Raw genomic sequence first — 14810 nt, forward strand, 5'->3', positions numbered from 1 at the left:
GCTTTTCGTTTCACGTGGCGCTCCCAAGACGAGCAGATTCGGCGTCGGATTTTACAGTTCATCGGCTGCTTGATAACTCATCAGCCGTACCGCTTTGTACAGCGAAAGCGTGGCTTCAGCTATGCGCTAACCACCGGTTGCCCATGACGCCGATCCTCGGCTGACAGTGCCGGTGCAAAGCGGCGAATCTTCGACAGTCGCTTGCAGCTGCGGTGCCGACGGCGCGAGCCTCGCCCGTTCTCACACACATGCGTTTGAATACACCGAGCGCTGTTCCCTCCTACGAAGGCAACGAAACTCTTCAAAAGCGTATGTTGGACGCGGAACTTGGATCGGCCCGACGCCTCTGGACCTTTCGCCGCTGCTCAAGGTAAGAATGGTGATAGGCCCTCTAACCGACAGAGCATATTTTCCTTAGAAGGTTGGCAATTTGCGAAACTTTGTCCCGGCGCATAATGCTGAAATGGTCTCCATCGATGACCTGAACTTCTACGTCGCCTCCAACTTTGTTCCAGCCCCATGTCGGATCAGCGGATGTCGCCTCCTCTCCTGGCAACATGCTGCCAAGTGCTCCTCCTGTTCCCGCCCTTATGAACGTAAGAGGGATGGGTGTCTTGCTTGCCTCGAGTTGCGGCGCGACTAAGACGTTTGCCCAGTAGATGGAGGCGGAGTGCCTGAAACTCGCTTCGAGCGTTTCGCTATGACACGCAAGGTCCAATGCCTTGAACGCCTCAGCGGGGTTTTCTGACAGCATCACATTGAACGTCTCCTGATCCAGCGGCCGAGCAACTGAGCCCTCCACCAACACTTGCGGGGATGCACCAGCGGGGATATCTAAGATCAATACGCGGCTAACCTCGACACCCAGCCGATGAAGCTCGATCCCAATCTCGTTGGCTATTTTCCCTCCGAATGAATAACCGAGCAGAACTACTCGTTTGCCGCCTGCTGCATCCTTGGCACGGGTTGTCATGGGGGCAATGATATCCTTTGGCTTAAGTGAGCTTCGCCAAGGGTCGACATCCTTTGGGTATTCGAGAACTTCAAATGAAATATTGCCCAGCAGGGGAATGAGGTGCGCGAAGTCCATTGGTTCTCCTGTAATGCCAGGAATGAGAAGAAGCCGCGTGTCTTGCGCAGGCTCCAGCTTGGAATGCGGACGGCTGGCAACCTGGGAGATCTCCGCCGAGAGGCGACGCGAGGTACCGCTGCTCACAATTATTGTCGACGAGACAGATGCCCCGAAATGTTTCCGCAAGTCGTTTCGTAGTTCGATGAGAAGCAATGAATCCAGGCCGAGGTCACGCCACTCGAGATCCGGATCAATGGTCGAAGCATCCCGCTTTCCAAGAAGCGCAGCAACCCGCTGCATAACGATCCGCAGAACGTCGACTTCGCTTTGACCTTGATCTGCCACGTCATCAACGGGCTGCAATTCGATTGTGTGATTTGCTTTGGCCTTTCCGGAACCAGGGCCCATACCTAAGGCAACATTCAACGCCTCCAGGCGAGATGGTTTCCGGGCGATAGCCGCCCCAAGTGCTACGGCGCCCTGTTCGTTCGAAAGCCCCGCGTCACCGCGTTCGAGATATCTCTGCAACAACTCCGCGTTGCCGGCAAACGAAGCGGAGTCCTTCCACACACCCCAATTGACAGACGTCGCCGTGAGTCCGATCTGGTTCCTATATCGACTGAGGCCGTCTAGGAAGCCGCAGGTCGCTGCATGCAATGCCTGCCCAGCCTCCCCTCGAGAAGAAGCAGTCGATGAGCACAGGATGAAGAAATCAAGAAGTCCCGGCTCACTGAAGAATGCATGAAGATTGGCTGCCCCGCCCGCCTTTGGCGGCACCACGCGCGCTATATCGTCGCGATCGATTGCGCTGATTAGCCCGTCTGCAAGGCTGCCTGCTGCATGAATGATGCCTCTGATCGGACGTTCCGCCTGGATCTGCCCTAGGCAAAAGGTGAGTGCCTCGCGGCTCGACACATCTACCGTATGAACGCACACAGTGCAGCCCGTTGCCTCCACCCCTTTGATCACTGTGAGACGCTCTGCGGTCGGAACGCTACGCGAAAGCACATGGATATGCTTCGCTCCATTTTCGCTCAACGCTTCGACCAACACGGGCCCGATGCTGCCGAGCCCCCCCGTTACGAGGTAGGATGCGGTGCCGTCTAGTCGATGAGGGAGTTGCAACGCAGATGGAATCTCCTGCAGTTGAATTACAGCTCGCTGCTTTCCATCATGGACCACCACATCGGCAATATCTTCTGGACTGCAATCCAGCTCCCTGGAGATGAGGGCAGGTAGCGACTTCGGGTCGACATGCCCGACCTGAATGCACAGCAGGCGCGGGCAAGCTGTTTCCGCGGCAAATGACCTAGCGAAGCTGAAAGCAGCCTCTGCAATGCCTGCCGACATTCCATCCGTGTAATCTTTGCGGGAGATCATGACGATTGGGATACTTATGCCAAGGTCAAAGGCACCGGCCACGCTGGCGAAGAGTGACGACATCCTGGTTAGGGCATATTCTAGCTCCTGCCCTGCTTGGGCAGCCGAGGGCAGAAAGATATCGACCGGAATGATAAGGTAGTCGGAATCCACAAGATCCCTAGCAATGTCTGCAGGGTCTCGTGCTTGCCAAAGACCGACAAATTGCAGATCCAGATCGGCATCTTGAATATCGTTGGGAAAAAACGAAGCAATTGCCCCACGCATCCATCTGACGGAACCTGCTTTGGGCAGGTCGCGAGGAACGAGCACCTCCTCGCGAATGGTCAGGCGCCCCTCAGCGCCAGATTGGCTATGATCACAATCGCCACCTCTCTCATGTTCAATCTCGATCTGGCGGAACCCTGTCCCCTCCATGACGACATGGCCGGCCAAATTCCTAATGGTGAAGTCGAACAGGCTTTCCCCATCACTTCGCCGGCAGTTCCTCACATCGCACAAGGTCGTGGTGGTCGCCTCCTGGAGCATGATAACACGGTCAATCCCGACGGGGACCCAGACCCCTCCCACATGACCATCACGGAAGACCGCTTCGATGACCTGAAGAGCTGAATCAATCAGAACGGGGTGGACCCCGAAATATTCGCCATCGTCCCGAAGGCTCAGGGGAAGATGACACTGCGAGGTTCCGGAGGTCTTCGCGGCGGACACGGAGGCGATGCATTTGAACGCCGGCCCCAGGGAAACCCCCTGGGCCTCGTAGCGCTGATACACAAGCTCCGGCAATACTTCACATGACCCCTCCTCGGGAGGAACTGCGGTGGAGGCTGGCAGCGTGCCGCTTCTGACGCGGGCCGAGACTACCCGAATGGCTGGATCCTCGCCCTTTAGGGCAAGCTGCTTCATTTCGATCCTTAGTTCGGATTGGTCCGGAGGCTGTATCAGATCGATTTCCAGGCTGGCTCCATGCGTGACGTCTGCGGAAACCATCGAGTGGATGCGGAAGTTCAGAATCTCAACGCATGGTGTCCCCAACGCTGCTGAGGCCTCCTGGGCAACCATATCGAGTAGGTATGTGCCCGGAACGCTACACACTCCATTGACCATGTGTTCGCCGAACCAGACCTTTCGGATTGCTTTGCGCTGTCGGCCGGTTAGCTTAGCGTTGATATTCGGAGATACCGGCTGCGTCGTTTGGCCTCCTAGTGAGACGGCCGGCGGGGCACAGAGGTATTGCTTCCTGCGGAACGGATAGGTCGGCAGGGAGACGCGACGCCACGGAGCGCGAGGAGCAAGGTTGTCGAACTGGAGATCGACGCCAAGCTTAAACAGCTCGGCAAGAGCTCTGAGAAACGTTCCCAGCTCGTCGGAGCTACGGCACGAAGCAATCCAGGCTCTCCCGTCGAGCGGGTCATTTTCCATGCCGAGCCCGAGAAGCATGGGTTTTGGTCCGAGCTCGATAAATACCTTCGATCTGTCCTCAAGCATATACTGGAGCACATCGTGAAAACGCACTGGTCCCACAAGATGGTCCGTGAAATACTCGACCCAGTCCCGATTTCCTTGAAGAGGTGCTCCTCTCACCGAAGAGACGATAGGGATGATTGGATCGGAGAAGTGCAGGTTCGCGATGACGGATTTGTATTCCTCAACGATGGGGCGCATCTGCTCTGAGTGAAACGCGTGCGATATTGGCAGTGGAGTGACCGTACAGCCCGATACATCTCCAGCATCAGTGAGCTCTTCGACGAGGTCAGCATGACCCGATAGTACGACTGCGGTCGGTGAGTTGAATGCCGCGACAGTAACACCATCGCTCAGCTTGGAGACAAGAAGTGCAACATCTTCCGCGCTCCCTGTGGCTACGGCCATTGCGCCCACTCCAGATGGAAGTTCCGCGGAAAGTCGTCCTCTCTCGGAAACGAGAAGGCACGCATCTTTCAGGGACAGCGCACCGGCGGCGACCAGCGCCGCAACCTCCCCAAAGCTATGACCCGCGACCTCCTCAAACTGCACACCAAAGGAACGAAGAAGGCAGGTCATTGCGTACTCGAACGCGAAGATCGCCGGCTGCGTAAACTGAGTGCGATTCAGTCTTGGGTCTTGACCGGGTGTTTCCTCGATCACTTGCTTGAGGTCGATCCAATGACTGCTCCGTATGCAGTCGAAGCAATCTTCCAGCGCCTCTCTGAAGGTCGGAAACGCAGCAGAGAGCTCTTTCCCCATACCTGTCCACTGGCTTCCCTGACCGGTGAAGAGACCAACAATCTTTTTCGGGGCCAGACTGTCGGAGGGGGACAACACACCTCTGATGACATCATTGAGGAGTTGGGACAAATCCGCCTTGCTGGAAACTGTCCAACCAACCCTGAACCGTTCCGGCCTGCGGCCAACGCAGTAGGTCATGCACATATCCCGCAAGCTGAGATTTTCGCCAGAGACGGCGAGGAGGTCGTAGACCTCCCGGCACAGAGTGATCAGTTGCTCGGAACTTCCCGCCGACAGGACGAAGAGTTCATTTTGCTGAGAATCACGAGGTTCCTGCGCCCATCCGACACGGGGGGCCCAGGCCTCCAGGATGATGTGACAATTGGTCCCTCCTATTCCCAAGGAACTGACCGCTGCTCGCCTGGGTTTCTCAGATCGACAATTCCAATCCTGGGTCCGCCCATTGGCAATTCTCAGGCGGGTCCCCTGCAGCGGCATGCGCTCGTTTGCTCTTTGGAATGTTGGGATGGCTGGAATCCTGCCCCTGTGAAGACACAGAGCTGTCTTCAGAATGCCCGCTGCACCTGCCGCCTCGTCAAGGTGGCCGATGTTCGCCTTCAGGGATCCAACAAGGCAGTTTTCGGCGGCCGCGGCTGCGCCATATGTTGCCGCCAAAGCTGTGATCTCAATCGAGTCTCCGACTGGTGTACCTGTCCCATGGGCCTCGACGTAGTCGATGTCGGATGCAGTGAGACCGGCATCTGCCAGAGCTGCGTTGATGACCTCGATCTGACCCTCTACGCTCGGTCCAGTATAACTCAGCTTGCGGGCGCCGTCGTTGTTGATCGCTGATCCGACAATAATAGCGATGATCTGATCGCTATCGCGGACCGCGAGATCATAATCCTTGAGGACGAGAACCGCGCATCCGTTCCCGAACACAGCTCCGTCAGCCGCCGCATCGAAGGGTCTGCAGCAGCCAGTTGGTGACAGAATTACCCCGTCATGCGCAAAGTAGCCTACATGCTGCGGAGTGGAAATTGAGACGCCGCCGGCAATTGCCATTTCGGCCTCTCCTACGCGGATTGCCTGTACAGCATGATGAACGGCGACCAACCCGCCTGAGCAGGCGGAACCTACCGAGAGACTAGGACCCATCAGATTGAGTTTGTTCGATACCCTCATCGAAACGTGCTCTGGAGAGTTGCCTTGTTCGATGAAAATATCGCCGACATTCCGAATGAGGCGATGGCTCAGAAAGAGGCCAGCGCGTTCATCCATCACTGATGGCAAGATGCTGTTGATCAGATATGTGCTCGCACCGCTCGCCGAGTATACGCCGGTCCGGTAAGGAGCCGCGGTCGGCGCATAGCCAGCACTTTCTAGAGCATGCCAAGAGCACTCAAGGAAAATCCTGTGCTGCGGGTCCATCAGCGAAGCTTCGCGATCACTGATGCCGAAGAACTCGGCGTCGAAATGGTCGTGGTGGTCAAGGAAGCCTCCGGTCCTCACAAAGTTCTCGCAGACGGATAGTGCCGGTGGGTCGTTCTTGGATTCCGAAAGGAATATTTGATTGCTGATAAGGCCTTCCCACAGCGCATCTACGGAGGTGGCGCCTGGGAAACGGCCTGCCATACCAATAATCGCAACGGCCTTTCGTGCAGAGGGCGCCGTAAAAGCCGGAGCCCGTTTATTCGCGACGCTGGTGGTGCGCGATACCGAAGTTTTGACGATCGATTGCAGCGTGGTCTCATCTGAAATATCAGACACAGAAATATCGATCTGCAGTTCCTGCTTCAATCGTGTTACCAGTTGCATCGCACTCAGCGAGTCGCCGCCTGCTGCTCTGAAGCTCCGACCCTCTCCACCAGGGAGAACGTCATTCCAGATCTCAGACACATGCTGCTGGACATCTTGCGGCTGACCAACAAGACGAGGTGGCGCCGCAATGGCGGAGGACGCCATTGCCTCGAGTGCCGAACGGTCAACCTTGCCAGTCGATGTCTCAGGAAGCGCCGGGAGTGTGTAGATTCGGTAGGGAACGGCCGTAGCATCCAAGGTGTCAGTGATCAGGGTTCTGATGTCCTCCTCGAGCACATCACTCATCGGATCTCCTGCCGCGCTTACGAATGCCACGAGTTCGGTTCGGCCACTGATCTCGGCTGCTACAACGGCAGCCTGGTCAACGTATCGAGAGCGCTCGATTGTCGTTTCCACGACTGCGACATCGACCCGCTTGCCGCGGATCTTCACCTGCCGGTCGACCCGCCCCTTGATTGCAATGCTGCCGTCAGGGAGGATGATGCCGATATCTCCAGTTAGGTACTCATCTGCCACACCCGCCGAGGCGGAAGGCAAGGGCAACAGATCGTCGGCGCCTGGCTGCACGTATCCCATTGCAACTTGGCAGCCTTTGACAACAATGCGCCCCTCAAAGCCCGGGTCCGATGATACTCCCTTCGAGGTGAGGACGCCCACCTCCATTCCCGCGATGGGAAAGCCAATTGATGGCAGATCCGGCCATTGTTCGGGATCTCCTGCGAGCTCTAGAGACGTCACATCCTGCACCTCTGTCGAGCCATAGTTGTTGTAGAGCACGGCGCCGATGCGATGGAAGAATGACCTGATAGTTCCAGTGATCTTCAGCGGCTCGCCGGCCGTGGTGACGTCTGTGAGGTGGAGCGGTCCGGCGAATGCAGACGCTGCCAATGCCAACTGATTGAGCACACTGTACGGCAGATAAGCCTTTTCGATCCGGGATGCCGATAGAAGCTCCAGGAGCAGTCCCGGATCCTGCCGTTGCTCTTGTGTCGCCAGAACTGCCGTTCCTCCCGAACTGATCGCAGAGAACAGTTCGTGAAACGCGATGTCGAAATGGAAGGACGCGAATTGTAAATGGACCCTGCCAGGTTCACATCTCCTGAAGAGGATGTCCCATCGAACCAGGTTGGCAAGCCCACGGTTTGACATGAGCACGCCCTTAGGCGTCCCCGTCGTGCCGGAGGTGAAAAGCAAATAGCAGCCCGTTTCGAGAGTGGAGAGGTTCTCAACCATCGAAATTTCATTGCCCGCCCGCCTTACACGAACTGTTTCAACGCCGAAGGACTGCAGGAGCCGCGAGGCTGTCGTTCCGAGGGGAGTCTTGTCTGTAACAACGATAGTTCTGGCCCGTGAGGCTCTCAAAATGTTGCTGACTCTCGCATCGCTCGCCAACGGGTCGAGCGGACACACTGTCGCCCCGCGAAGCATGATCCCGAGGATGATGATCACCGTATCGACGTGACGTGAGGTGCTCATCAAGATGACGTCTCCGACGCCAACGCCATGCAGTTCAAGCTGTCGCGACACATGCGATGCATGACGCAACAGCTCTTCGTAGGTCATTTGCTCGCCGCCGCACTGAACCGCGATCATGTTCGCAAAGTTTCGCGCGCACTCTATAAATTCCTGCGAGACAGTGCGGCAGGGCACGGTAAACGACAAACGTCCGCTCGAGACCGAATCTATCATAGCGCTCCCCTGCTTCTGCTCTCAGTAGGCCGACGAGAGTTTTTTGGACGTGAGGTCATGGACCTCATCGCCGTTGAGACCGGGAAAGAAAACGCAGACTAAACGGAGATCTTCCTCGTCGGCGATCAGGTAGTGGGCGTCGTTCTTGTCCAGTGCGTACATCGTCCCGGGGACAATAACATGCTCCTCACCAGTGATGTCTTCGCGGACGCGCCCCTTGCCGGCGATGCAGTAGCAGGTCTCGATATGATTGCGGTACTGCAGGAAAGACGAGGTCCCCGCCTTCACAATCGTGTCGGTCAGGGAATACGGAACACCGTCGGCTTTGGTCAGGAAACGACGGCTCCTTCCGTTGCCCCAGGCAACGTCACGTGCGGTCCCTTCGACATCCTCAAGTTTACGAACTATCATTTCAACATCCTTTGTTTGAGCTGGGATACCCTAAGATGGGACCAAGAACACCCTCTCGACGCAACTACCAATGTTGGTAGTTGCCAAAACTCAGCTTGAGGACGCCTATGAGTTGGCGCTAAGGACCTTTTCTTCGATCTCTGATCGAGATCGAGAACAGAGGAAATCTGGCTAAGCGATGTGTTCTGCAGGAATGGAACGACCATGACCACAGGACCCATCGCCGATCACAGGAACGCGGCCTCATCCCGGGTTCCCACAAAACGGGCGGCATCTACTTCGATGCCTACATGAAGCCGGTTCTGATCGCGGATTGGAAGCGGTCAACGCCATCCTCGATACGTATGGCGAGCCGGCATATGCGGAGATGGAGTCCGGCGAAAAGATCTTCTTCCACCCCCTGGTGCTGCACGCGTCCGATCGCTCCACCAGTGGCAAACGCCAGGCACTCGTCTACTGCTCCTCGAACGCGCGCTTAAACGCACCGATCGTCAAGGAGGGCTAGGGACATCGCATCTATCGCAACGTCGATCGCCTTCCGGATGACGACATCTGCGACGGCCTGTTCAGCTCCGTCTTCGAGGGCCACAAATTCTTCAACAATAAGCCTCTGAACGTCATTGAGGGGAAACTTGTCTACTGCGATAGAGCATCTTCCATCACTAAGCTTGCGGCTCCCGGCCCTTCTGCGGTTAGGCGCCGTGGTGATCGCGTTCGAGGAGTGGTCTTCGACCGAAGATCATCCCTGCGGAAGTTTCCTTGGAGGAGATGATAAAGATCGCCTTTCGAGGCTTCGTAGCTCCCTCTCACGAGCAGAGTTTATTGCGGGACGAGCCGCTCTGCATCATGCAGGAAGAGCCCTCGGCTACGATGTCAGCGCGATGCGTATTGTATACGACCGGCGTTCGGGAAAACCATACTTTGACTCACTCGATGTTTGCTTCCACTTCAGCATAACTCACACGATCGGTTTGGCCTGCTGCATCGCCTCCAGAAATTGCCTGGTTGGCTGTGACTGTGAGAGATGGGATCGCGCCATAGATATAGAGGCATTTTCATACTTTCGTGGAAGAAGGCTTCTAAGCAAGAGAGAATGCCTAATTGAATGGACAAAGCTTGAAGCATTGATAAAACTTCGTGGTCAAAAGTTGAGCGACAAGGTGGATCGTAGAGGTCAGTTGTTCTCATCCAATTTTGTCGAAACCGATGAGACCCACATTGGTGTCTCGATTCCACCAGTTACTGTTGATATTAATGAGCAATTCGTTTTCAGCTTCTGCGCAGGATGAGCTTAAGCACCTGTATTGTCGTCGAACCGTACTCCTAAACAGGTCTCGCAACCATTAATACCAGTCAGCGCTGATCCTCATGCATTGGCCCACTCGCGCGGGCCGAGGGACATGATGGTCCAGGGTTGACCGACGAGTTTGTTCGATCACCCATCTTGCTGCCCACCTCGACAAGCTAGCCGAGGGACGGGGAGAGGCGGTCCAACTTGCCTGCTTTGAGGTTTTTGGAACGCACTTAAGGTCACGGGCCCGTCCGGGAACAGATAGAGACCAGTCCGGGCATCCGGTTCGATGGCAATCGTGCCGTTGTAAATGCGGTTATAGATCCAGTGCGGGGTGACGCCGAGCTGGTCCGCGAGTAGGGGAACGGTGAGGCAGCCGGGAATGCGGCGCGAATGCGACTGGCGGCGTTCGCGCAGGATGCCGTACCGCAGCCGGATGGCTTGGACCGTGCTCGGCAACACCGCCTGGCGCAGGGGCGAGCCGTGCCCAGCGGCGGTCAGCGCGGCGGCGATGGCCGCATCGCTTTCGCCTGCGCGAACTGCTCGCCAGTTCCTGAGCATGGATGGGGAGATCCCCAGCTCGGTCGCGATTTGCATGAGTGGTCGGCCACTGCTCTCCAGAAGCGCTAGGGCCTCTCGTTTGAACTCGGGTGTGAATTCTCGCCTTGTTGCCGTCATTAGGCAGCTTCCCGCTCCCGCAGGAGCGTATCAGAGGTGTCCGTCAAAGCGAGGGAAGATCATCAGCCATTCCGTTATGCCGCGTAGTTCAAGATCTCCCAGGCCGGAGCAATAACGCCGTTTGCCTTTATTGAACCTTGGCATGTAGTAAAAGGAGACCTAGTCACTTGGCCGATTTCGCCAACGCCGAAATCGGATAGCCGCTGATGAAGCACACCCAAGCGACAGCCGCTCTTCCCGGTTTCTGAGCGGTTGTTTAGCTCGAACGGTAGGCACGAGGAGCGGCATACCTCCGCCATAAATGGCAATATAGCCTTGGTTCTTGAGTTCGTGGTCAACCTCATTAAGAGAAGCAATCCACGCGCGAAGAATCCTCATCGTGACAGCCTCCAAAGCTAAGAACTACCGATCCTAAGCAAGTTATGTACCAAGTAGAGCGACCTGCGGTCATGCACGATTCGAGCCTTATTCAGGTTTTAGAGCGTGCTGCGGTTGCGTGGAATCGCTGGAGCTGATTCCATAGGGCTGGTTGTGATTGGCCGGGAGGCGTCCCATGCCAGCTCCGCTGTCCCGTGATCTGCGTGATCGAATTGTGCGCGCTGTCGAGAATGGTTCGTCGATCCGTCAGGCGGCTTTACGTTTTGACGTGAGCCCCTCCGCGGCTGTGAAGCTGATGCGGCGCTTCCGCCAGAGCGGCAGTCCCGCTCCGGCCCGTTTCGGTGGCCATCGCCGTCCGATCCTTGCGCCGCATGAGGCGCTCGTACGCGCGCTCCTCGGTGCCAGGTCCGAGATCTCGCTGGTGGAGATCCAGGCCGAGCTGCGTCAGCGCGGCATCGTGGTCGGTGCGACCTCCACCATCAGCCGCTGGCTCCGACGAGTCGGCCTGACGCACAAAAATCTATGGACCGGCCGTGCGTTGCAAGAGGGCTGTGGCATATGGATGAGAGACGGTCCGCATCAATCTATCCGGCCTCGTTGTGGAGCTCTGGCTCCGGGCCATCATGGAAATCCGCGCGCACGGGACCTGCTTAGACGCCACGACCTCGACGGGCCATTTTTTTGTTCAGGCTTCCGGTGCGCCGGGCAACCGTTCGTCCATCCTGTTACATCCTTCTCGCGAACCTTGGGAGGATTCTGCTGCGGCACCCCGCTCAGGCTGTGCGGGTCGCATACTCCGCTTCGTAGTCGCGTCCGCGATACAGCACGCCCCAAGCGATCCGGGCGAGCTTGTTAGCGAGAGCCGCGGTAAGCACGTTTCGGTGTAGCCGCGCGCCTGCTGCCTGTAACCAACGCCCAAAGCCGTGCCCGTCCCAGTAGCGTGGACGCTGCAGGAGGGCCTGTGCGCCGCTGACAAACAGGGTGCGTAAATAGCGGTTCCCGCGCTTGGACAAGCCACCCAGGATCGTCCGGTCACCGGTGGAGATCTGCTTGGGGACCAACCCGAGCCAGGCAGCAAAGTCGCGCCCTTTGGCGAATGCTGCCCCGGTCCCCACCGCCGCCACCATGGCGCTGGCCGTAATCACCCCAACCCCAGGAATACCCATCAGGCGACGGCAGCTTGCATCCTGTCGCGCCAGAGCCGTGATGTCACGGGTGAGCGTCTCGATGCGTTCATCGAGCCCGTGCCAGTCTGCCGCCAGATCTTCAATCAGGTGGATCATGCGCGGCGAGAGCACGTCCGTGCGTTGGGCCAGAAGGGCCGGAAGTGCCTCGCGTAAACCAGCCGGCCCCTGACGAACGGCGATGCCACACTCGAGCAGGAAGCCTCGGATCTGATTGATGACGGCGGTGCGCTGGCCGATCAGTCGACGGCGAACCCGATGCAGAGCTTGCAGATCGAGTTGCTCGGCCGACTTCAGCGGCACGGGACGCATAGTCGGGCGCTGCACCGCCTCAGCGATGGCCTCGGCATCGCGATAATCGTTCTTGTGTCCCTTGAGGAAGGGTTTGACGTATTGGGCCGGCAGCAGGCGCACGTCATGACCAAGGGCAGCGAGCTGACGCCCGACGTGATGGGCTCCGGCGCAAGCCTCCATGCCAATGAGACAGACCGGCAGATTGGCCAGGCAGGACTGCAGTTGCCCACGGGAGACCTTCCGGCGCAGCACGATCCTGCCGCGTGCATCCATGCCGATGAAGTGGAAGGTGTTCTTGCCCAGGTCGATCCCGATGGTGGCGACGCACTCACTTGCGGTCTGATGTGTCATGGCATGGCTCCGTGGCTGCGGGACAATCCCGTTCTCCCATGCTCCGCCCGGGAGCACGGCCGGTCCATGCCATTAGAGCCTGAGAGCTGCAGAGCAGGACCGGCCCGATGTGGCGCGCGAACGCCGGAGCTGGCGCGTATGGCAGCGCTATATGGATCCGATGCGCTTCGTCTTTCTCGATGAGACGGGCACGGGCACGAACATGGTGCGCCGCTATGGGCGCTGTCCGAAGGGCGAGCGCCTGGTCGATGCCACACCGTGGGGGCTGTTGATACCGGAGTGGAACTCCCCAGACCTGCCGATTGAATTTTCCACAGGTGAGTGCGGCTGCCAGCCTGCTGGGCCGCCGCCGGGAAGACCGGCAGGCCAATGTCGCCGATGCTGTTCCTGATGGTCAGGAGGGCAGACGGTGATCCAGCTTGGGGAGTTAGTCATGATCCTGGATTGGCACCGGCAGGGCATGTCGGTCTCGGCCATTGCCCGACAGAGCGGCCTCGACCGCAAGACCGTGCGCAAATACATCAAACGCGGCCTGGAGGCGCCGGCTTATGGCCCGCGCAAGCCGCGTCAAACCGTTATCGATCCCTTCACTCATTACTTGCGCGAGCGCGTGAGTGCCTTCCCGGGCCTGACAGGCTCTCGCCTGTTCCGCGAGCTCAAGGAGCGCGGCTATGGCGGCGGCTCCACCGCCGTCACTGACTTCCTGCGTGAGATCCGCCCCGCCCCGGCGTCCTCCTTCGAGGTTCGCTTCGAGACTGCGCCCGGCGAGCAGGCTCAGGTCGACTTTGCCCAATTCCAAGTCGTGTTCAGTGACGAGCCTTCGGCTCCGCGCATCGTCTGGCTGTTCTCGCTGGTGCTCGGCTACAGCCGATTGATCTGGGCCCGCTTCGTCCTGCATCAGGACCTGGCGACTCTCCTGCGCTGTCATGTGGCGGCCTTCGAGGTGCTTTGTGGTGTGCCGCACCAGGTGCTCTATGACCGCATGAAGACCGTAGTCACCGGCGAGGCCACTTCCGGCGGCATTATCTACAACCGCGCGCTCATCGATCTCGCCCGCCACTTCGGCTTCCATCCCAAAGCCTGCCGGCCGTATCGGGCCAAGACCAAAGGCAAGGTCGAGCGGCCGTTCCGCTACATCCGCGAAGACTTCTTCCTGGCGCGATCCTTCTGCAATCTCGAGGATCTGAACCGGCAACTGCAGCGCTGGCTTTTTACCGTCGCCAACCCGCGCGTGCATGCCACCAGACGCCGCGTCGTCGTTAACGCCTTTGCCGAGGAGAAGCCGTACTTGCGGCCGCTGCCGCTGGCTCCCTTCCGTTCAGTCTTGCGCCTGGAGCGGCGGATCTCGCGCGAGGGCATGGTCAGTGTCGGTGGCAACTTCTACAGCGTGCCCGATGCCACGCGCCGGCGCGTGGTCGAGGTCCACACCCTGGCTGATGAGATCCGTATCTTCGAGGATGGCCAGCTGCTTGCTGCGCATCCAGTGCTGGAGGGGCGCCACCAACGTCGGGTCGCGCCTGGTCATCGCAAGGGCATACACGCAGTGCGGCAGCGAGGATCGGAGGGCTCCCTGGTCAGTCGCACGGGTGATATGGGCGCCCAACGCTCACTCGACTTTTACGACGCGGTGGCCCGCCACTTGGCCCGGGAGACACGCGCATGAGTGCTCCCTTGGATCTGATCCCCACCACCCTGGAGCGGATCCGCCAGGATCTGGCCGGTCTGAAGATGCCGCGCGCCCTGGAGGCGCTCGATGCGATCGTGCGGCGCCTCGAGCAGGGCGAGATCAGTGCGCTGGAGGCCATCGACACGCTCCTGTCAGAGGAGCTGACCTTGCGCGAGAACAGCCGGATCAAGATGGCGCTGCGCATGGCGCGGCTGTCGACGATCAAGACCCTGTCGGGCTTCGACTTTGCCTTCCAGCCCTCGCTCGACCGCGACCGCATCCTGACCCTGGCGCAGTTGGGCTTTATTGGCCGCTGCGAGGTGGTGCACTTCATGGGTCCGCCCGGTACCGGCAAGAGCCATCTGTTGGACACAGATCTCATTGATG

General features: G+C 58.5%; 8 protein-coding genes and 1 pseudogene. 4 read left to right on the forward strand and 5 right to left on the reverse strand.

Going from position 1 to position 14810, the window contains the following annotated elements; genetic code table 11:
* Window positions 1–391: 391 nt before the first annotated feature.
* Window positions 392–8170: a type I polyketide synthase gene (locus AA309_RS14655; protein WP_047189779.1), complete on the reverse strand. Its 7779-nt coding sequence runs from the start codon at window positions 8168–8170 to the stop codon at window positions 392–394.
* 21 nt (window positions 8171–8191) lie between these two features.
* Window positions 8192–8581 (reverse strand): ectoine synthase, encoded by a 390-nt coding sequence (locus AA309_RS14660; RefSeq protein WP_047189780.1) that lies wholly within the window; start codon window positions 8579–8581, stop codon window positions 8192–8194.
* A gap of 313 nt (window positions 8582–8894) precedes the next feature.
* Between AA309_RS14660 and AA309_RS14665 the strand changes: the two genes are divergently transcribed.
* Window positions 8895–9086, forward strand: coding sequence for a hypothetical protein (locus tag AA309_RS14665; RefSeq protein ID WP_047189781.1), 192 nt, complete (start codon window positions 8895–8897; stop codon window positions 9084–9086).
* A gap of 196 nt (window positions 9087–9282) precedes the next feature.
* Entirely contained in the window at window positions 9283–9870 is a 588-nt protein-coding gene (locus AA309_RS34285) for a 4'-phosphopantetheinyl transferase family protein (RefSeq protein ID WP_150117569.1), read from the forward strand.
* A gap of 529 nt (window positions 9871–10399) precedes the next feature.
* Here AA309_RS34285 and AA309_RS37715 read toward each other — a convergent pair.
* The 3 genes and pseudogenes from AA309_RS37715 to AA309_RS14680 all read right to left on the reverse strand — a co-directional run.
* Window positions 10400–10550, reverse strand: a pseudogene (locus tag AA309_RS37715) (transposase); the annotation flags it as partial.
* Between the two features lie 634 nt (window positions 10551–11184).
* A complete protein-coding gene (locus tag AA309_RS36100; protein ID WP_047189782.1) occupies window positions 11185–11442 on the reverse strand; it encodes a hypothetical protein in 258 nt (85 codons plus the stop codon).
* Window positions 11443–11701: 259 nt separating this feature from the next.
* Window positions 11702–12757 carry an IS110 family RNA-guided transposase gene (locus AA309_RS14680; protein WP_047189783.1) on the reverse strand — a complete coding sequence of 352 codons (1056 nt, stop codon included), beginning with the start codon at window positions 12755–12757 and terminating at the stop codon, window positions 11702–11704.
* A 409-nt stretch (window positions 12758–13166) separates the two neighbouring features.
* Here AA309_RS14680 and istA point away from each other — a divergent pair, with 409 nt between their 5' ends.
* Together istA and AA309_RS14690 are read left to right on the forward strand one after the other, a co-directional pair.
* Window positions 13167–14420 carry an IS21 family transposase gene (istA, locus tag AA309_RS14685; RefSeq protein WP_047189784.1) on the forward strand — a complete coding sequence of 418 codons (1254 nt, stop codon included), beginning with the start codon at window positions 13167–13169 and terminating at the stop codon, window positions 14418–14420.
* Window positions 14417–14810, forward strand: a 394-nt coding sequence (locus tag AA309_RS14690) for an ATP-binding protein (RefSeq protein ID WP_047189785.1), incomplete at its 3' end; no start/stop codon positions are given. The genes istA and AA309_RS14690, both read left to right, overlap by 4 nt.

The organism is Microvirga vignae (assembly GCF_001017175.1).
GTDB classification, from domain to species: Bacteria; Pseudomonadota; Alphaproteobacteria; order Rhizobiales; family Beijerinckiaceae; genus Microvirga; species Microvirga vignae.